Below are 18,676 nucleotides of genomic sequence, written 5' to 3' on the forward strand. Positions count from 1 at the left end.
GGTCGTGGCGGCGTTGGGCGCCGTGGACGTAGTGGTCGAGCATCCGCCGTGCGGCGGCGGCCCGTCAACGAGGGTGGCTGGTCCGGGACGGGTTGTCGTAGCGCCGTTCGTTGTAGCTGAGCATGTCGAGGAGGCCCCGGGCGGTGAGCCGCTGCCGGTCGCCGGCCAGATCGCGCGCCCGGGGAACCGGCACCCCCGCGGGGTCGGCCCAGGTGAGCCGGCCGCGGTTGTCGATGCGGGCCCGGCAGCGGTTCGCGTTGTCCTGGTGCAGGCAGAACGGGATGTCGAGGTGTCCGAGGGCGAACGCGCGGACGAGCGCCTTGCCGACATCGCTGCCGAGGGTCAGCGTGTGCGTGATGATCGCCTGGGCCTCCTCGTAGATCCCGGAGTCCGGGATTCCGGCCGGTTCGGCCACCGCCTCCCGCTCGGCCGCCCTCGCGGCGCGTTCCAGGGCGTCGACGTTCTCCGTGATCGACGGGATTCTGCTGGCCTCCACCGCGGTCTTGACGATCAGCCGCTCGGTCCCGGATCTGGCGGCGAGCCTCGCGCTCTCCTCGAGGAGCCCGTACGCCCCCTGTCGGCTGCGGGGATAGACGCCCATGTAGGTGTACAGGACGGCGTGCCAGTCGGTGTCGCCGAGCCATTCCTTCGCCAGGGCGCGCAGGGCGTGGATCGCCTCGATGTCCTGTTGCTGATTCGTCTGCTGGGCGTAGCTGAGGGAAATGTCCCGCAGTCCGTGTTCGCGGAAGAACAAACCTTCCAGAATGCTCAGGGAGATCAGCAGGCTCGGCGGGCACAATTGTCCCAGCATGCAGCCGCCGAAACTCTCCAGATGCACCGGTTCGCTGATTCCCGCGAGCATCTGGCAGCATTCCGCCCAGGCGGCGACGGCTTGCGCCAGGGGGACGCGGCTATAAGGCAGACAGTAGGAGACAGGGCCGCCTTCGGTGGCGTCGATGCCGGCCGCCACCAGTCCCTCGAACAATGCGCCGGGCAACGCCGAGCCGTGCCTCACCTGCACCGGGAAGTCGTCGCCCGCGATTCCGGCGAGCAGCTCGCGGGTCGCCGCCGCGCCGTGGGCCACCAGCGGGAACCCGTTGAGGTCCGCTCCCTTCTCCAGGGCGAGAAGGGCCGAGGCGTGATCGTTCACCCGCGTGTAGCTGTCGACGGTGATGGTGCCCACCGTGGCCGCGTCGACGGTCCTGACCGCGTCGAGTCCCGCGCGCATCTGCTCGACCGTGCCGAACCCCATGCGCGGCTGGACGACCAGTTTGCCTTCGCTCGACGCCCGCCGGACGAACCGGGTGAAGCGTCCGGGGCCGGTGGGAGGTGCCATCAGGTGCTCCGGATTTCCGTAGAGGCGACGCGTCGCGGGGCGGGTGTGCCCAGTCCGAGGCAGTCGAGGAACCGGTCGAGATCGGCGTCCGCCTCGAACACCGCGTCGAAGCCGTTCGCGACCAGTTCCGCCCGGGATCCCGCCTGCCGGGAACCGTGGACGCCGAGCTTTCCGCCGATGACGACTTTCATGGAGGCGAGGACCGCATGCCCGCGAATCTTTCTGATCAGCCGTAGGCCGTCGATATGACCGTGTCCGTTGACCGTGCTGATGACCAAGGCGTCCGGCCGGATTCTGAGGCATTCGGACATGACCAGTTCGTCCGGAGCGCACGCGCCGAGGTTGATCACCTTCCCGCCGTTCTCCTCAAGCAGCAACTGGAGGAAAACGAGGTTCCACATGTGGGAATCCGACGACACACTGGTCACGACGAACGTCCTGCCGTTTCCACGGGAAGCGGAATTCACGGGCGGTTCATCTCGGCCGCTGCCAGGAACGCGTCGTTGTCCTCCGCGGTTCCTGTCGTCACGCGCACGCCGTCGCCCGGGTAGGGCCGTACGTCGACTCCCGCCGACGCGCACGCGGCGGCGAACTCCTGGGCGCGGGCGCCGAGCGGCAGCCAGAGGAAGTTCGCCTCCGAGGGCGGCACGTCGAATCCCAGGGCGAGCAGCGCGGCGCGGACGCGGTCCCGTTCGGCGGCCGTTTCCCGGACGCGGCCGAGGAGTTCCTTCTCCGCCGCCAGCGACGCGACGGCGGCGGCCTGGGCGACGTCGCTGACGCTCAACGGCATGACCATGCTGTGGACGCGGGAGATCAGGCCGGGTTCCGCGAGCAGGTAGCCGACGCGCAGGCCGGCGAGGCCGTACGCCTTGGAGAAGGTGCGGGCGACGATCAGGTTCGGCCGCGAGGTGAGGAGGCGGGCGCCGAGGCCGGGGTCTCGCCCGTATTCGCAGTACGCCTCGTCGAGCACGACCAGGCACGTGCGCGGCACGGCGTCGAGGAACCGCAGGAGGTCGGCCTCGCCCGACGCGGTGCCGGTGGGGTTGTTGGGGTTGCAGAGCAGCACCAGGCGGGTGTGCTCGTCGACCGCCGCGGCCAGGGCGTCGAGGTCGTGCCCGTCCTCGGCCAGCGGGACCCGTACCGTGCGGAACCCGGCGAGGTCCGCGAGCACCTCGTAGCCGTCGAAGGACGGCCACGAGTAGGCGACGGCCGCTCCCGGTCCGGCGGTCACCGTGAGCAGTGCCTGGAGGAGCGTGATCGATCCGGCGCCCACCGCGACGCGGTCCGGGGAGAGGCCGTAGTGCCGGGCGAGTGCGGCGCGCAGCGCTCCGCAGGCCGGGTCCGGGTACCGGTTGGCCTCGGCGGCGGCCCGGGTGATCGCGTCCAGCACGGGCGCGGGGGGCTGGAACGGGGTTTCGTTGCGGGCGAGTTGGTGGGCGGGGGCGGGGCCGCCGGGGCGGTCGCCGTCCCCGCCGCCGAGCAGCCGGGTGAGCCCGGCGTGCTCGCGGTCCTCGGCTCGGTCCGCCGTCTGAGCTCCGGATGCTTCCGGGGAGCCCGGCAGGCCGGTGGTGCGCTTCTCCAGGAACTCGGCGATGTCCGCCAGTGTCCTGAGACCGAACAGGTCCTCGTCGGCGATGGTGACGCCGAGGCGCTGGGTGAGTGCCAGGGAGAGTTCGAAGGTGGCGAGGGAGTCCAGGCCGGCGTCCTCGCGGCTCGCGTCCGGGGAGACCTGGCCGGCCTCCACCTCCAGCTCCTCGATCATGATCGTCTTCAGCAGTTCGTACACGGGTCCTCCGGTCCGATTGCCGGGCCGCTACGCGTCGGCCGGCTTCCTTCGGGGCGTCTTCCAGCGGTCGGGCACCGCGTTGGTCCGGTCCTCCCAGACGACGTTGTCGTCCCACCACTCCTCTATCCGCCGCAGCTCCGCCCCGGTGTCCGGCTCGGTGAGCCGGAAGACCATCTCGGCGATGGGCCGGCCGAGTCCGGAGTTGCTGCCGTAGCGGCGTCCGACGTCGCCGCGGGGCCGGTAGCTCACCGTCCCCGGCAGCGGGCACGTGCCGGGCAGCGCGCGCAGGACTCCCTTGGCCGGCGGGAACCAGACGAAGCCGAGCCGTTCGCCGGTCGGCCGGATCTCGACCTGGTCACCGCGTCCGGCCTGGCCGAGCAGGCTCGCGCCGTGGAAGTTCACGCCCAGCACGGCTTCGTGGACGTCGCTGACGAGGGCCGCACCCGCCCGGCAGGCGATCTCGCAGACGACCAGGCGGTCGTCGGCGGTGTGGAACAGTTCGAGGTGGAAGGCGCACAGGTCGGGTACGGCGGGAAGCGCGGCCACGACCTGCCGCGCGGTACTGCGCAGCCGCTCGGACAGGGGGTGGTCGTCGGGCATCATCCCCGTCATGGTCGGGGCGTCGTAGGCGACCGAGAACCAGTCGGAGTACAGGTTGCGGGAGGGCACCGCGAGCACCACCTCGCCGTCCTTCATGAGGCCGTTGACGTGGTAGAAGTCGCCCTCGACCCAGGCTTCGGCCAGCCGGGGGGCCGCGGTGGCACGCTCCGGGAGGGCGCGCAGGTCCTCCTCGTCCATCAGGACCACCGTGCCGTTCGACGCGCCGGAGTCGAGTTCCTTGACGACGACCGGGAAGCCGACCTTCCCCACGAACTCGGCGAGGTCGTCGGTGGTCCGGAACTTGCGCATGGGGGCGACGTCGATGCCCGCCGCCGCCAGGGTCGACTTCATGACGTGCTTGTCCCGGTACGCCGTGGCCGAGGCGAGGCTCTGGCCGGGCAGGCCGAGTTCGGCCCGCAGGCGCGCCGCGCGCAGCACCTCGCGCTCGCCGAGCGACAGGATCCGGCGTACGCCGAACCGCCGGGCGAGGGCCAGGAGTTCGTCGTCCGACAGCTCCCACAGGTTGGGCACCACCTCCAAGTGGAGGAAGCGCCGTGCGTACGCGGAGATGTCGGCGGAGGGGATGTCCGCTCTCGTGGTCACCACGACCAGCTCCCGCGCCGCGTCGGGGAACCACTCGTGCAGGCGCGAGACGATCTTCTTGGTGTTCAGCAGGAGAAACGGCCCCTGTTCGGCCTTCATGTGCGTCCTTCGATCAGTCGTCGTTTCACGGTCTTCCGGGCCGGCCGGGGAAGCCGGCCGCGCACGCGTCAGGCGTCCGTGCCGAAGTAGCGGTCCCCGAAGTCCCCGATGCCGGGCAGCATCCACGCGTCCTCGGTCAGCCGCTCCTCGATGGCGGAGGTCACGATCCGCACCCGCGGGTACTGCTCGCAGACGGCGGTGATGCCCTCGGCGACGGTGATGAAGTTGACGAAGACGATGTTCTCCTCGGGCACGCCGAGGTCTGTCAGCACGCGCAGCGCCGCCAGCGCGGTCCCGCCGGTCGCCATGACCGGGTCGAGGAGCAGGACGTGCCGCCGGGGTATGTCAGCGGGCAGGGAGGTGTAGTAGAGGCGGGCCTCTTTGGTCGTCTCGTCCCGCTGGATGAGGATCTTCCCGATCCTGATCCCCGGGCAGACGTCCCGCAGTTCGCCCTCCATGCTCTCCCCGGCGCGCACCACGGTGACCCCGCACAGCCCGGAGGCGAAGCGCAGCCCCTGGTAGGCGGCGCCGGTCGGGGTGCGGACCTCGTGCGGCTCGAAGGGCAGCAGGTCCATGCCCGCCTCGATCAGCAGGCGGATGATCCGGCGCGAGTAGCGGACGAAGTCCTCGCGGCGGGCGTCCTGGTCGCGGATCGCGGTGTGCAGGGCGCGCAGTTGGCCGGTCTGGGGCAGCAGACGGACGTTGGTGCCGAGGTACGTGTCGATCGAGGGGGCGGTGGGCGCGGTCATGGGGCAGCTCTCCTCAGGCCCTCGGTACGAATTTCACGGGAAGCGAGTCGAACCCCCACAGCAGGTTCGAGCGCAGGCGGCGGACCTGGCCGGCGAGTTCGGCGACCTCGACCCGTGCCAGGAGTTCCTCGAACATCACCGTGAGTTCGAGCTTGGCGAGCGAGGAGCCGATGCAGTAGTGGTTGCCCTGGATGAAGCCCAGGTGGCGGTTGGGTTCGCGCGCGATGTCGAAGCGGTCGGGGTCGTCGAAGACCTTCTCGTCGCGGTTGGCCGAGGGCAGCCAGGCGACGACGTGGTCCCCGGCGCTGATCAGCTCCCCGCCGAACTCGACGTCCTCGGTCGCGGTGCGCAGCGCGTGCATGACGGGCGAGGTGTAGCGCACGATCTCCTGGATCGCCGAGGGCATGAGGGCGGGCTCGTCGCGCAGCCGGTGCCACTGGTCCGGGTTGTCGATGAGGGCGAGCAGCCCGCCGACGGTGGCGTGCCGGGTCGTCTCGTTGCCGCCGGAGACCAGGGCGTCGCAGTTGTAGAGGATCTCCTGGTCGGTGAGCGGGGCGCCGTCGATCTCGCCGCACACCAGGGCGCTCATGAGGTCGTCCTTCGGCTCCCGCCTGCGCTGCGCGGCGAGGTCCTGGAAGTGGAGCAGGATCTCGGTGTGGGCCCGGACCTTGCGCGCCTCCTCCGCCTCGTCGAGGGCGGTGGAGCTCCAGGCGAAGCGGGTGCGCTCGACCATGAAGTCCCAGTCGGCGGGCTCGACGCCGAGCATGTCGCAGATGACCGAGACCGGCAGTTTCTGGGCGACGCGCGTGAACTCGCACTCCCCCGCGGCCAGCGCCTCGTCGATGGCTATGGCGGCCGTCTCGCGCATGGTGGCCTCCAGCCGGCTCACCATGCGCGGGGTGAACGCCGAGCTGACGACCTTGCGTATCTTGTCGTGCCGGGGCGGGTCGGTGATGTTGAGCATCTTGCCGGCCGCGGCGGCGAGGACCTGCGGGTCGGAGTCGAGGCGCATCCCGTTCTGGGAGCTGAACACGCGGGGGTCGGTCAGCATGTCGGTGCACAGGCCGTGGGTCATCACCGCCCAGAAGTGCTCCCCGTTGGCCCGCTCGTTGCGGTAGACGGGGTGTTCGGCGCGCAGCCGCGACCAGACCGGTGCGGGGTCGGAGTCCCGGTACAGGAGCGGGTCGGACAGGTCAACTCTCATCGGCTCTCCCGGTGTCGATCGTGGTGGCGGCACGGAGGACCTCGCGCAGGGCGTGCAGGACGTCGTCCGGGTGTTCGCCCAGGTAGAAGTGGCCGCCGGGGAAGGTGCGGAGCGTGAAGCGGCCCCGGGTCGCGCCGGCCCAGGCGCCCGCGTCGCCGACGCCGACCGCCTCGTCCTGACGGCCCACGAACGCGGTGACGTCGGTCCGCAGGAGCGGGCCGCCGGCGCGCGGGGCGTAGGACTGGACGATGCGGTAGTCGTCGCGGACCGCCGGCAGGAAGGCCGAGCGCATGTCCGGGTCGTCCAGCAGGCCCGCGTTGCCCGAGCCCAGCTCCTTGAGGAGGGCCACGAGCCGGTCGTCGTCCAAGAGGTGGGCGCCTTCCTGTCCGGCGAAGGGGCGCACCCGCTGGGGGGCGCCGCACCCCGAGACCACGAGGTGGAGTACGGCACCGCCCCGGCCGTCGGCCGTGAGGCGGCGCAGGACCTCGTAGCCGACGACGGCGCCCATGCTGTGCCCGAAGAAGACGGTGGGCCGGTCGAGGAGTCCGCGCAGCTCCTCGGTGACCTGGTCGGCGAGGGTGTGCAGGTCGGGCGGGAACTCCTCCCGGATCCGGTTCTCGCGGCCCGGGTACTGGACGGCCCACACCTCGGCCCCGGCGAGGTCACGGCCGCCCCAGTCCCGGAAGTAGCTGGCCGCGCCCCCGGCGTGCGGGAAGCACACGAGCCGGGCCGGGGCCGCGGGCCGCGGCGGGCCGAAGGTGCGCAGCCAGGGGCTGTCCGGGCGTGTGGCGGCGGCCTGTCGCGGTGCCACCGCCGGTCAGCTCCGTCCGGCGCGGGCCGCCGCGCCGTCGCCGGTCGCCCGGGTGACGGCTTCGGCGAGCCCGGCGATGGTCGGGGACTCGAACAGCACGCGGGCCGTCATCGGGACGTCGAACCGGGCGCGGATGCGGGCGATGAGACTCGCGGCGAGCAGGGAGTGGCCGCCCACCTGGAAGAAGTCGGCGTCGACGCTGATGCCGCGGCGGCCGAGGATGTCCTCCCAGATGTCCGCCAGGACCGCTTCCTCGGGGGTGCGCGGCGCGATGTGGACGGCTTCGCCGTCGTCGGCGGGTTCGAGGGCGAGCAGGGCGGCCCGGTCGATCTTCCCGTTGGGGGTCAGGGGGAAGGCGTCCAGGACGTGGACGGCCGTCGGGATCATGTACCAGGGCAGCCGGCCGCGCAGGTGGGCAATCAGTTCGGCGGCCGGCGGCGCGGCCCGCCCGCCCGCGGTCACGAAGCACACGAGGGCACTGTCGGGGCCGTCGCCGGTCACCAGGGCGACGCACGTCCGGACGTCCTCGTGCTCGGTGAGCACGGCCTCGATCTCGCCGAGCTCGATGCGGTAACCGCGCAGTTTCACCTGGTGGTCCCGGCGGCCGAGGAACTCCAGGCAGCCGTCGGCGTCCGCGCGCACCAGGTCCCCGGTGCGGTAGAGCCGGCTGCCGGGCACGCCGGAGAAGGGGTCGGGCAGGAACCGCTCGGCGGTGGTCCGCGGCGCGTTCAGGTAGCCGACGGCCACGCCCGCCCCGCCGATGAACAGCTCGCCCGGCTCTCCCGCCGGGACCGGCCGCAGGGCGTCGTCGAGGACGTAGGTGCGGACGTTGTCGATGGGGCGGCCGATCGGGACGGAGCCGTACTCGCCGGTCTCCCAGTCGGCGCCCGGCTCGTGGACCGTCGTGGTGATGGTGCCCTCGGTGGGGCCGTAGACGTTGAACCAGCGAATGTCCTCGCCGACCCGTTTCTTCCAGGTCAGCAGGGACTGACGGGCCGCCTTCTCGCCGGCCACGATCATCGTGCGCAGCGCGGACTCCGTGGCCAGCCGCAGCAGGCAGTCCTCCTCCGCGACCCAGCTGTGCCAGAAGGCCGTGGGCACGCTCAGGAAGGTCGTGCCGGTGTCGATGACCTGCTGGGTCAGGGCCCGGAACGTCTGGCGCAGGGGGTCGCTGCCGAGGACGAGGGCCGCGCCGTGCAGGAGCGGCGGGAAGATCTCCTCGGCAGCGGCGTCGAAGCTCAGCGGCCTGCACTGCAGGACGCGGTCGCCGGGGCCGAAGGCGAAGTACCGGTTCACGGCGGAGCTGTGGTTCGCCAGGGAGCGGTGCGTCACCAGGACGCCCTTGGGGCGGCCCGTGGAGCCGGAGGTGTGGATGACGTAGGCGGTGTCCGACGGCAGCGGGACGGGGCTGTCCGGTGCGGGCGCGGCGGGCAGCGCGTCGATGTCCTGCCGGTGCTGGTCGAGGCAGAGGATCTCGCCGTCGTGGTCGGGGAAGAGCGGCCTGAGCGGCTCCTGGGTCAGGAGCAGGCGTGCTCCCGTGTCGGACAGGACGTACCGCAACCGCTCGACCGGGTACTCGGGGTCGAGGGGCACGTAGGCGGCGCCGGTCTTCAGGATGCCGAGCAGGGCCGTGATCATCTGCGGCGACCGCTCGACGCACAGGCCCACGAACGCGCCGGGCCCGACGCCGCGCAGCCGCAGGTAGGCGGCCAATTTGCTGGAGTCGTCGTCGAGTTGACGGTACGACACCTCCTGGTCCCGCCAGATCAGGGCCGGCGCCCCGGGGGTGCGCGCGACCTGGGCGGCGAACAGGTCGTGCAGGCAGGCGCCCGTGTCCTTCCCGGCGTCCGGGAGTCCGGCGGGCCGGATGTCCGGCCAGTGGGCGCCGATGTACTCCAGGCACTCCCGGCGGCCGGCCGCCCGGTGCGCGACGCGCCAGCCCGGTGGTACGTCCAGGCCGTCGGCCCACAGAGCGTGCCGGTTCTCGCTGTTCACCAGGACCAGAGAGGCATCGTTGTCGTCATGAATCGGGTTGACCACGGATCGCAGTCCCCTTCGGATGCTGGATGTGCGGCGTACGCACTGGCGTGGTAGCGGGGGAAGCCCCGGGGTGGTGCCCGCACAGCATGTCGCCGCGTGCCTGCAAGGGCCTCGCCGCCTCGCTTGCCCCGCCCGCGGCGCCGGCCGGTCAGTGCACGGCAAGCCGTCGGCAAGGCCCCGGTTCCAGGCTGGGCCGCGTAGGGATCACCGCGGCCGGCCTCCGCGGGCGGTCCCCGTGCGGATCACGCCGCACCTTGACGGAAAGGCGACCGTACATGCAAGCAACTGGACGGCTGTCCGTGTCGGTCCTGGGCGCCGGACTCATCGGTATGGACCTGGCGACCAAGATCATGCGCTCGGACTGTCTCGATCTGCGGCTCGTCGCGGGGCGGCACGACGCCGCCGAGCTGCGGCGGGCCGCCCGGCGCGGGCTGCCGGTGGCGACCGGGGGCATCCAGTCCCTCGTCGACGCCGAGGAGGACTTCGACGTGGTGTTCGACGCCACCAACGCGTCGTTCCACGCCGAGCACGCGGAGAAGCTCGCGGCGTCCGGGGCGATGATCGTCGACCTGACGCCCAGCAGAGTCGGGCAGATGATCGTCCCGAGCGTCAACCAGGAGGACATCGGCTCCCACCGCGACATCAGCATGGTGACCTGCGGCGGGCAGGCGTGCGTACCGATCCTGCACGCGATCGCGAGAGTGCACGAGATCGACTGCGTCGAGGTCGTGACCACGGCCGCCACCCTGAGCGTGGGCCGTGCCTCACGCCTGAACCTCGACGAGTACGTGCAGACCACGCAGGACGCGGTCCGCTGGTTCACCGGCGTCGAGGACGTGAAGGCGCTCGTCAACATCAGCCCGGCCCGGCCCGCGGCCACCTTCCGGGTCGCCATGTACCTGCGGGGCCGGGACCTCACCACCGACTCGGTGCGCGCGCTGGTGACGACAGCCGCTGACGAGATCCGCGCGTATGCCAAGGGGTTCAACGTCAGCGTGTGCACCGTCAACGACTCCACGGCCTTCGTCTCCGTGGAGGTCACCGCGTCCGGCGACCGGCTGCCGCACTACGCCGGGAATCTCGACATCATCAATTCCGCCGCGATCCAGGCCGCCGAGTGTTACGCGGCGGACCGGCTCGCACTGGCAGGCAGGGAGACGGCATGAGCCAGGAAGCGGCCCGGGACGCCGCCGCGGGCAGGCCGGTCCAGATCCACGACCCGACGCTGCGCGACGGCCAGCACGCCGTGCGGCACAGCCTCGGCGCGGAGCAGTTCCGCGCCTATCTGAAGGCCGCGGACGCCGCGGCCGTCCCGGTCGTCGAGGTCGGCCACGGCAACGGGCTGGCCGCCTCGTCCCTCCAGGTCGGCCGGGCCCGGCTGAGCGACGACGAGATGATGTCGATCGCCCGGGAGACCCTGACGACCAGCAAGCTCGGGGTTCTCATGTTCCCGGGCTGGGCCACCACCCAGGACATCAAGAACGCCCTCGCGTACGAGGTCGACCTGGTGCGCATCGCGACGCACTGCACCGAGGCCAGCGTCGCCGAGCGCCACCTCGGCTTCCTGCGCGACGAGGGCGTGGAGGCGCACGGCATCCTCCTGATGACGCACATGGCGAGCCCCGACCAGCTCGCCGAGGAGTGCGCGCGCCTGGTCGGGTACGGCGCCACCGGTGTGGGCATCCTCGACTCCTCGGGGCACTTCCTGCCCTCGGACGTCACAGCCCGCATCGAGGCCATCTGCGCCGCCGTCGACGTGCCGGTGATGTTCCACGGGCACAACAACCTCGGCATGGCCGTGGCGAACTCGATCGCGGCGGCCCAGGCGGGGGCCGGCATCCTCGACGCGTGTGCGCGGGGCTTCGGCGCCGGCGCCGGCAACACCCAGCTGGAGGTCCTGGTGCCGGTGCTGGAACGGCTGGGGTTCCGGACGGGCATCGACCTCTACCGGCTCCTGGACGCGGCGGACATCGCCGAGCGGGAGCTGATGCCGGCGCCGCCCACCATCGACTCCGTCTCCATCGTCAGCGGGCTCTCCGGGGTGTTCTCCGGGTTCAAGAAACCGGTGCTCGACATCGCGGCGCGGGAAGGGGTCGATCCGCGCGACATCTTCTTCGAACTCGGCAGGCGTCAGGTGGTCGCGGGCCAGGAGGACCTGATCGTGGAGGTGGCGCTGGCCCTGCGCGCCGCCCGGGACGGGGGAAGCCCGGCGAGCAGCGGGACCGGCTCATGCTGACCGTGGACGAGAACTCCCGGTACTTCGTGCCGGCCCCCGCGGTGGGCAGCATCCTCGGGGGCGCCGAACTGGCCGCGCTGGGCGAGGTCGTCCGGTCCGGCGAGAGCCTCTCGCAAGGGCGGTGGCGGGACGCGTTCGAGCAGGCGATGCGCGAGCACGTCGGCAGCCGGTACGCGCTGACCGTCACCAGCGGGACCGTCGCCGTCGCGCTCGCCGTGCACCTGCTGGACCTCGCCCCCGGTGACGAGGTCATCGTGACCCCGCAGACCTTCAAGGCCACCGCCGACCCCCTGCTGGCCCACGACGTGACGGTCCGTTTCTGCGACGTGGAGCCGGACACCCTGAACGTGGACGTCGACTCGTTCGAGTCGCTGATCACCCCGCGGACCCGGGCCCTGATCCTGGTCCACTACGGCGGCCGGCCGGCCCGCATGGACGAGATCATGCGGGTGGCCCGTCGGCACGGCGTCCGGGTGATCGAGGACTGCGCGCACGCGCTGGGCGCCCTCTACCGCGGCCGGCGGCCGGGCGTGCTCGGCGACATCGGGTGCTTCAGCTTCCACTCCAGCAAGAACATCACGACCCTCGGCGAGGGCGGCATGCTCACCTTCGACGATCCCGAGTGGGCCGAGCGTCTCGACCGCATCCGCTCCAACGCCGCCGACGGGGTCCTCATCCCGTCGCCGCTGTCGGCCGGGCCGTACCAGCACGCGGAGCCCTGGATGATGTGGGCGGGAGACTCGTACGAGAAGGAGTGTCTGCGCATCCGGCACCCCGGGAGCAACGCCACGCTCAGCGAGGCCGGGGCGGCTGTCGGGCTCGTCCAGCTGGAGCGTCTCGGGGAGCTGGCCGGGCGGCGGCGCTGGATCGCCGGGCGCCTCACCCGGACGCTGGCCGAGTTGCCGCAGGTGCGGCTGGCCGACGTGCCCGAGGACATCCACCACCCCTACCACCTGTTCACCTTCTTCGTCCGGGCGGGACAGGGCGTGAGCCGCGACGAGGTCATCCACGCCCTGGAGGACGCCGGGGTGCAGGTGCAGGTGCGTTACTTCCCCTTGCACCTGCGCCCCGAGTGGCGGGGCCGGGGCCACCGGCTCGGCGAGTGTCCGGTCGCCGAGCGGCTCTGGTTCCACGAGCAGGTCAACCTGCCCTGCTACCCGTCGATGACCGACGGCCAGGTGGAGCACCTGGTGCTGGCCCTGAAGTCCGCGCTCACCGGACGGCGGAACACCGGCGAGCGCGGCACGTCGAGTTACGAGGAGGCCCGGGCATGACGGAATCCTATGACGTGGTGGTCGTGGGAGGCGGGCCTGTGGGCCTGGCCACCGCCTGGCAGGTCGCCGAGCGCGGCCACCGGGTCCTGGTCCTGGAGCGGCACACGTTCTTCAACGAGAACGGGGGCACCAGCGGCGCCGAGCGGCACTGGCGGCTCCAGTACACGCAGGAGGACCTGTTCCGCCTGACGCTGGAGACCCTTCCGCTGTGGCGCGCGCTGGAGAGCCGCTGCGAGCGCCGCCTCATCCACGAGATCGGCAGCCTCTGGTTCGGGGACACCGACGTCGTCACCAACGAGGGCCAGATCTCGGGGACCGCCGCGATGATGGACAAGCTCTCGGTGCGCTACGAGTGGCTCAAGGCCACCGACATCGAGCGGCGGTTCGGGTTCCGCGGCCTGCCCCGGGACTACGAGGGGTTCCTCCAGCCGGACGGCGGCACGATCGACGTCAGGGGAACGCTGGCGGCGCTCTTCACCCTCGCCCAGGCGGCCGGCTGCACCCTGCGCGCCGGGGAGACGGTGACGGAACTCGTGCCGGACGCGGACGGGGTGAGCGTCACCACCGACCGGGGCACCTACCGGGCCGGCAAGGTGGTGCTGGCCTGCGGCCCCTACACCAACGACCTGCTGGAACCGCTGGGCGCGCGCCTCGCGTACTCGGTGTACGAGATGGCCATCGCGGCCTACCGGCAGGCCACGCCGGTGACGGAGGCGCCGTTCTGGTTCGCCTTCCAGCAGCCGACACCGCAGGACACCAACCTGTTCTACGGGTTCGGCCACAACCCGTGGGCGCCCGGGGAGTTCGTGCGCTGCGGGCCGGACTTCGAGGTGGACCCGCTCGACCATCCCTCGGCGGCCACCGGTGTCGCCGACCGGCGCCAGATGGACCGGCTCTCGGGCTGGCTGCGGGACCATCTGCCCACGGTCGACCCCGACCCGGTGCGGACCTCGACCTGCCTGGCCGTGCTGCCCACGGACCCCGAACGGCAGTTCTTCCTCGGCACCGCCCGGGACCTGATGACGCACGGGGAGAAGCTCGTCGTCTACGGGGCGGGCTGGGCGTTCAAGTTCGTCCCGCTGTTCGGCCGGATCTGCGCCGACCTGGCCGTGGAGGACTCCACCGCGTACGACATCTCACGGCTCGCCCCGCAGTCGGCCCTCTGACGTGGCCGCCGGAAAGGAAGGTGACAAAGCGTGAATTCATTCCGTCCCGAGGATCCCGGCCTCCCGAGGATTCCACCGGATCGCGCGCGGGAGTACCGCGACCGCGGGTGGTGGCGTCCCGAGCGGGTCGACCGGCTGGTGCTGCGGCATGTGGCCGAGGATCCCGAGAAGGAGGCCGTCCGCGGCCCCGGCGGCCGGCTGACCCGGCGCGAGCTGGCGGACGCGGTCGCCGGCGCCGCCGCCCGGCTGGCCGGCCTCGGGATCGCGCGCGGGGACCGTGTCCTGGTCCAGCTCCCCAACGACCTGGAGCTGGTCGTCCTGCCGCTGGCGCTGATGCGGCTGGGCGCCCACCCGGTGATGGCGGTGCCCACGCTGCGCCGCCGCGAGCTGCTGGCGGTCGTGGCGGCCACCCGGCCCACGGCCGTGGCCGTACCCCGCCGCTGGCAGCGCTTCGACCATGTCGCGCTGGCGAGGGAACTGCGGGAGAGCTGCCCCAGCATCCGGCACATCCTGGTCGCCGACCGCGCGGCGGACACCGTGCCCGAAGGCACCGAGGACCTGGTCGAGCTGTGCCGACCGGACCCCGGCGCGAGGCCCCTGCCCGATCTGGGGCCGCCGCTGGCCGACGAGCCCGCCGTCTTCCTGCTGTCCAGCGGGACCACCGGCCCGCCGAAGGCGATCGCGCGCGCCCACGAGGGCTACGGCTACATGATCCGCACGGCCGCCCGGTGGGCCGGGCTGTCCCCGGACACGGTGTACCTCGCCGTCATGTCGGGGGCGCACGGGTTCGTCCTCAACTGCCCCGGCATGTTCGGCGTCCTGGCCTTCGGCGGCCGGGTCGTCCTGGGCTCGCCGGGAGATCCCGCGGCTGCGCTCGACCTCATCGACCGGGAGGGGGTGACGCACACGACGCTGGTGCCCGCGCTGATCACCCAGTGGCTGGGCGAGGCCGGGAAGCGGGGGCGCGGGCCGACGTCACTGCGCGTGCTCCAGGCCGGCGGCGCCCGTCTGGAGCCGGCCCCGGCGGCCGAGGCGCACAAGCTGCTCGGCTGTACGGTGCAGCAGTGCTACGGCATGAGCGAGGGCCTGCTGACCTACACCGCGCTGGACGACCCCGCTGACGTCATCGCCCACACCCAGGGGCGGCCCGCCTCACCCGGCGACGAGATCCGCATCGTGGCCGAGGACGGCACCGAAGTGGCACCCGGCGAGACGGGAGAAGTACTGACCAGGGGCCCGTACACGGTCGCCGGGTACTACGCGGCGCCGGACGCCGACGCGCGCGCCTTCACCGACGACGGCTTCTACCGCACCGGCGACCTGGCACGCCTCCACCCGTCGGGCGGGCTGGTGGTGGAGGGCCGGATCGGCGACGTCATCAACCGCGGCGGGGAGAAGATCTCCGCCGGGGAGATCGAATCGCTGCTCGCCGAGCACCCCTTGCTGCGGGCGGTCGCGGCGGTCGCGATGCCGCACCCGGTGTGGGGGCAGACGGTCTGCGCCTTCGCCGTCCCCTCCGACCCGGAGAAGCAGCCGACGCTGCTCGGCCTGCGCCGCTTCCTCACCGAGCGCGGCATCGCCACGTACAAACTGCCCGAGGAGATAAGGGTGGTCGATGCCCTCCCGATGATCGGCGTCGGCAAGATCAACCGGGTCGCGCTCCGTGCGGCGGCAGCGGACCGGCAGGCCCGAGAGGAACGGGAACCCACCCCATGACCGACACGTCCGGCCACGACATCCCGTCGTTCCCCATGGCCCGCGAGTGCCCCATGCACCCGCCCGCCGAGTATCGCGAGCTGCGCGGGCAGGAGCCGGTCAGCCGGGTCCGCATGCCCGACGGTCAGGTGGCCTGGCTGGTCCTCAGGCACGATCTGGCCCGCAAGCTGCTCGCCGACCCGCGAGTCAGCGCCGACCGCCTGCACCCGGCGTTCCCGGGCCGGCTGACCGCCGAGCAGCGCGCGGCGCCCGAGCGCGTCCGCCGGCTCAGCACCCGGCGGTCCATGATCCACCTGGACGGGGACGAGCACGGGGCTCACCGCAAGATCCTGACCGGCGAGTTCTCGCTGCGCCGGATCGCCGCGCTGCGCCCGCGTGTCCAGGAGATCGTCGACCGGAGCATCGACGAGATGCTGGCCGCGCCGCAGCCGGCCGACCTCGTCGAGCACGTGTCGCAGGCGGTGCCGTCGCTGGTGATCTGCGAGCTGCTGGGCGTGCCCCACGAGCAGCGCCGTGACTTCCACGCGTGGGCGGGCATGCTGGTCAGCCGGTCCGTCTCGATACGGGAGCGCGCCGCGGCCTCCGACGCGCTCAACGACTTCCTGGAGGACCTCGTCACCGAGAAGGAGCGGGGGGAGCCCACCGACGATCTGATCGGCCGGCTCATCGCGCGCAACCGGCGGACGCCGGTGATGACGCACGACGAGATCGTGGGCACCGCCGTCATGCTGCTGGTCGCCGGGCACCAGACCACCGCGAACATGATCTCGCTGGGCGTGGTGGCGCTGCTGGAGAACCCGGAGCACAAGGCGCGGATCGCGGCCGATCCCTCGCTGCTGCCCCCGGCGATCGAGGAGATGCTGCGCTACTTCAGCGTCGTGGAGAACGCGCCCGCCCGGGTCGCCACCGAGGACATCGAGATCGGCGGCGTGACCATCCGCGAGAACGAGGGCATCGTCGTGTCCGGGCTGGCCGCCGACTGGGACGACGAGGTCTTCGAGCACCCGGACCGGCTCGACTTCGAACGCGGCGCGCGCCACCACGTCGCCTTCGGGTACGGAGTCCACCAGTGCCTCGGGCAGAACCTGGCCCGGGTGGAGCTGGAGGTCGTGTTCGAGACGCTGCTGCGCCGGGTTCCGGGCCTGTCGCTGGCCGTGCCCGCCGAGAAGCTGCCGTACAAGGACGACGCCGGGATCTACGGCATCTACCGGGTGCCGGTGAACTGCTGAGGAGAGGGGCACGCCCGTGCACATCACCGCGGACAAGGGGCGGTGCGTCGGCGCCGCCCAGTGCGTCCTGGCGGCGCCCGCCGTCTTCGACCAGGACGAGGAGGGGCTGGTCGCGCCGGTGACGGTGGATCCGGCCGGGGCGGATTGGCCGGCCGTCCGTCAGGCGGTCCACTTGTGCCCGTCGTCGGCCATCCGGATCGACGAGGAGTGACCGGCGAAAGCCGCCGTCCGGGACGACTCGGGCGGCGGCTTCCGTCTGTCCGGCCGTCGCTGTCGGGCCGGGGTTCGCCGGCTACTCGAAGAAGGCCAGGGTGACCCACCGCCGCACCAGGCCCCGCCCCGCGCTGACCGGCGCCATCTGGTGCCAGGACGAGGGCGAGGGCGAGTAGAGCCAGGCGGTGCCTCCCGTCGGAAGCATGGTCGAGGCGGGGCCGGCCGACCTGTCCGGGCCGGACCAGCACTCCTGTTCTCCGCCGCCGTCGGCCGGCCAGTGCTCGTTGGTGTGCAGTGCGAAGGAGAGCCTCTTGTGCTGTTTGCCGATGCTGAGGTCCTCGAAGTCGCCGTCGTAGTGGTGGTAGATCTCGGCCCGGCGGTGGAGCCCGGTGGTGTCCACCCCGGTCTCACGGCGGAGCCAGTCTGTGAACCCGTCGGACAGCAGGTCGGTGACCAGTTCGCGCCAGGGCGCCGCCAGCGGGATCTCCTCGGGGGTGAGGCCGGTCCTGTTGTCGGAGACCGGCAGGACGGATGAGCGGTAGCGGCGCCGTACCTCACCGGTCGAGGTGTCGATCCGCCGGAACAGGCCCTCGTCAGGCGCGGTGGCACCGAGGTCGGCCAGGTGGCGCGCGGAGAGCAGACCGGCGCCGCGGAAGTGCCGGAAGGGGTGGTCCCGCGTTTCGAGCCGGACGTCCAGGTTGATCAAGACTCGCACCTCTCGGCGGCCGGCGTGTGCGCCGGTTCGGGTATCAGGGCTGCCCCGCCAGTGTCACCGTGCCGCTTGCCGTGCGATGGCGCGCCGGTTTGCGAAGACCTTGCCGATCCCCGGCAGCGGCCGGGCAGCGAACCGACGAGGGGTCGGCAGGGGCCCGTGGACAGGCTGTGGCCAGGTCGGGCCCGGGCCGTCCCGGGCCCACGCATCGACTCCAAGGAGACACCGTGGTGCTGACGCTCGACTCGGCGCTGGAGGAACGTACCCAGCCGTTCCAGCTCTTCCGCGGCCGTGACCTGCTCGACGACGGGCAACTGAAGGAGCTGCTCGCGACCGTGCCGACCGCCGACATCGCGGAGATCGCGGTCGAGGACCCGAAGCACGAGAAGCAGTACCGGATGAACCTCGTGGACCTCATCGTCCTTGAGGAGGAGGCCCCGGTCTTCCCCCGCCTGCCCGCGGTCTGGCGCGACCTCGTGGAGGACCTGCGCGGCGCCGAGTTCACCGCCTGGCTGGAGAAGTCGACCGGGATCGAACTGGCCGGCCTGCAGCGCAGCATCGGCCTCTACACCCACCGCAACGGCGACTACCTGTCGGTACACAAGGACAAGCCGACCAAGGCGATCACCGTGATCCTCTACCTGAACCGTGACTGGCCCGTCGAGGCGGGCGGGCAGTTCCAGATCTTCGCGTCCCCCAAGGAGGGTCCGACGGAGGAGATCAGCCCGGTCGGCGGCCAGTTGCTCGCCTTCCCGCCCACCGACACGTCGTGGCACGCGGTCTCGAAGATCGAGCACCCGGAGGGGACCGAGCGGATCACGGTCCAGATCGAGTACTGGCTGACCACCGGGCTCGCCGGGTCCGCGTACCGGCCGCAGAACTGACCGTCCGGCGCCCGGCAC

The 18,676-nt window shown here is 71.9% G+C and carries 17 protein-coding genes; 8 read left to right on the forward strand and 9 right to left on the reverse strand.

Translation table 11 applies throughout. The features are described from left to right. Positions 1–64 precede the first annotated feature (64 nt). From ACSURM_RS00620 to ACSURM_RS00655, 8 genes are all read right to left on the reverse strand, one after another. Positions 65–1,336 carry a methylaspartate mutase gene (locus ACSURM_RS00620; RefSeq protein ID WP_436952361.1) on the reverse strand — a complete coding sequence of 424 codons (1,272 nt, stop codon included), beginning with the start codon at positions 1,334–1,336 and terminating at the stop codon, positions 65–67. After that, entirely contained in the window at positions 1,336–1,764 is a 429-nt protein-coding gene (locus ACSURM_RS00625; RefSeq protein WP_436952363.1) for a cobalamin B12-binding domain-containing protein, read from the reverse strand. The genes ACSURM_RS00620 and ACSURM_RS00625 overlap by 1 nt, the downstream gene beginning before the upstream one ends. A 35-nt stretch (positions 1,765–1,799) precedes the next feature. Next, positions 1,800–3,122, reverse strand: a complete 1,323-nt coding sequence (locus ACSURM_RS00630; RefSeq protein WP_436952365.1) for a histidinol-phosphate transaminase — start codon at positions 3,120–3,122, stop codon at positions 1,800–1,802. A 27-nt stretch (positions 3,123–3,149) separates the two neighbouring features. Further along, positions 3,150–4,424: an ATP-grasp domain-containing protein gene (locus tag ACSURM_RS00635; RefSeq protein WP_436952367.1), complete on the reverse strand. Its 1,275-nt coding sequence runs from the start codon at positions 4,422–4,424 to the stop codon at positions 3,150–3,152. Positions 4,425–4,492: 68 nt separating this feature from the next. Further along, positions 4,493–5,173: a uracil phosphoribosyltransferase gene (gene upp / locus ACSURM_RS00640; RefSeq protein WP_436952369.1), complete on the reverse strand. Its 681-nt coding sequence runs from the start codon at positions 5,171–5,173 to the stop codon at positions 4,493–4,495. Positions 5,174–5,186: 13 nt separating this feature from the next. Continuing rightward, the gene (locus ACSURM_RS00645; RefSeq protein ID WP_436952371.1) at positions 5,187–6,377 is read right to left on the reverse strand and encodes a cytochrome P450; all 1,191 of its coding nucleotides are present in this window, start codon (positions 6,375–6,377) and stop codon (positions 5,187–5,189) included. Next, positions 6,367–7,188, reverse strand: a complete 822-nt coding sequence (locus tag ACSURM_RS00650; protein ID WP_436952373.1) for a thioesterase II family protein — start codon at positions 7,186–7,188, stop codon at positions 6,367–6,369. The genes ACSURM_RS00645 and ACSURM_RS00650 overlap by 11 nt, the downstream gene beginning before the upstream one ends. A 6-nt stretch (positions 7,189–7,194) precedes the next feature. Beyond that, positions 7,195–9,228 carry an amino acid adenylation domain-containing protein gene (locus ACSURM_RS00655; protein WP_436952375.1) on the reverse strand — a complete coding sequence of 678 codons (2,034 nt, stop codon included), beginning with the start codon at positions 9,226–9,228 and terminating at the stop codon, positions 7,195–7,197. A gap of 275 nt (positions 9,229–9,503) precedes the next feature. Here ACSURM_RS00655 and ACSURM_RS00660 point away from each other — a divergent pair, with 275 nt between their 5' ends. From ACSURM_RS00660 to ACSURM_RS00690, 7 genes are read left to right on the forward strand one after another with little or no spacing between them, the layout of a single operon-like run. Further along, positions 9,504–10,394 (forward strand): acetaldehyde dehydrogenase (acetylating), encoded by an 891-nt coding sequence (locus tag ACSURM_RS00660; protein WP_436952377.1) that lies wholly within the window; start codon positions 9,504–9,506, stop codon positions 10,392–10,394. Then, positions 10,391–11,464 (forward strand): 4-hydroxy-2-oxovalerate aldolase, encoded by a 1,074-nt coding sequence (gene dmpG / locus ACSURM_RS00665; protein ID WP_391340476.1) that lies wholly within the window; start codon positions 10,391–10,393, stop codon positions 11,462–11,464. The genes ACSURM_RS00660 and dmpG overlap by 4 nt, the downstream gene beginning before the upstream one ends. Next, positions 11,458–12,738: a DegT/DnrJ/EryC1/StrS family aminotransferase gene (locus ACSURM_RS00670; protein WP_436952379.1), complete on the forward strand. Its 1,281-nt coding sequence runs from the start codon at positions 11,458–11,460 to the stop codon at positions 12,736–12,738. Before dmpG ends, ACSURM_RS00670 begins: the two co-directional genes overlap by 7 nt. Beyond that, positions 12,735–13,904: an FAD-dependent oxidoreductase gene (locus ACSURM_RS00675; RefSeq protein ID WP_436952381.1), complete on the forward strand. Its 1,170-nt coding sequence runs from the start codon at positions 12,735–12,737 to the stop codon at positions 13,902–13,904. Before ACSURM_RS00670 ends, ACSURM_RS00675 begins: the two co-directional genes overlap by 4 nt. Positions 13,905–13,934: 30 nt before the next feature. Next, positions 13,935–15,620, forward strand: coding sequence for an AMP-binding protein (locus ACSURM_RS00680; RefSeq protein WP_436952383.1), 1,686 nt, complete (start codon positions 13,935–13,937; stop codon positions 15,618–15,620). Further along, positions 15,617–16,849, forward strand: coding sequence for a cytochrome P450 (locus ACSURM_RS00685; protein WP_436952385.1), 1,233 nt, complete (start codon positions 15,617–15,619; stop codon positions 16,847–16,849). Before ACSURM_RS00680 ends, ACSURM_RS00685 begins: the two co-directional genes overlap by 4 nt. 16 nt (positions 16,850–16,865) lie before the next feature. Continuing rightward, the gene (locus tag ACSURM_RS00690) at positions 16,866–17,060 is read left to right on the forward strand and encodes a ferredoxin (RefSeq protein WP_436952387.1); all 195 of its coding nucleotides are present in this window, start codon (positions 16,866–16,868) and stop codon (positions 17,058–17,060) included. Between the two features lie 81 nt (positions 17,061–17,141). On the opposite strand, the gene ACSURM_RS00695 is transcribed toward ACSURM_RS00690, so the two are convergent. Beyond that, positions 17,142–17,768: a 2OG-Fe(II) oxygenase gene (locus ACSURM_RS00695; protein ID WP_436952389.1), complete on the reverse strand. Its 627-nt coding sequence runs from the start codon at positions 17,766–17,768 to the stop codon at positions 17,142–17,144. 233 nt (positions 17,769–18,001) lie between these two features. Here ACSURM_RS00695 and ACSURM_RS00700 point away from each other — a divergent pair, with 233 nt between their 5' ends. Then, a complete protein-coding gene (locus ACSURM_RS00700; protein ID WP_436952391.1) occupies positions 18,002–18,658 on the forward strand; it encodes a prolyl hydroxylase family protein in 657 nt (218 codons plus the stop codon). Positions 18,659–18,676: the final 18 nt, after the last annotated feature.

This window comes from Streptomyces sp. SudanB182_2057 (assembly GCF_964272715.1).
Lineage (GTDB): Bacteria > Actinomycetota > Actinomycetes > Streptomycetales > Streptomycetaceae > Streptomyces > Streptomyces rubradiris.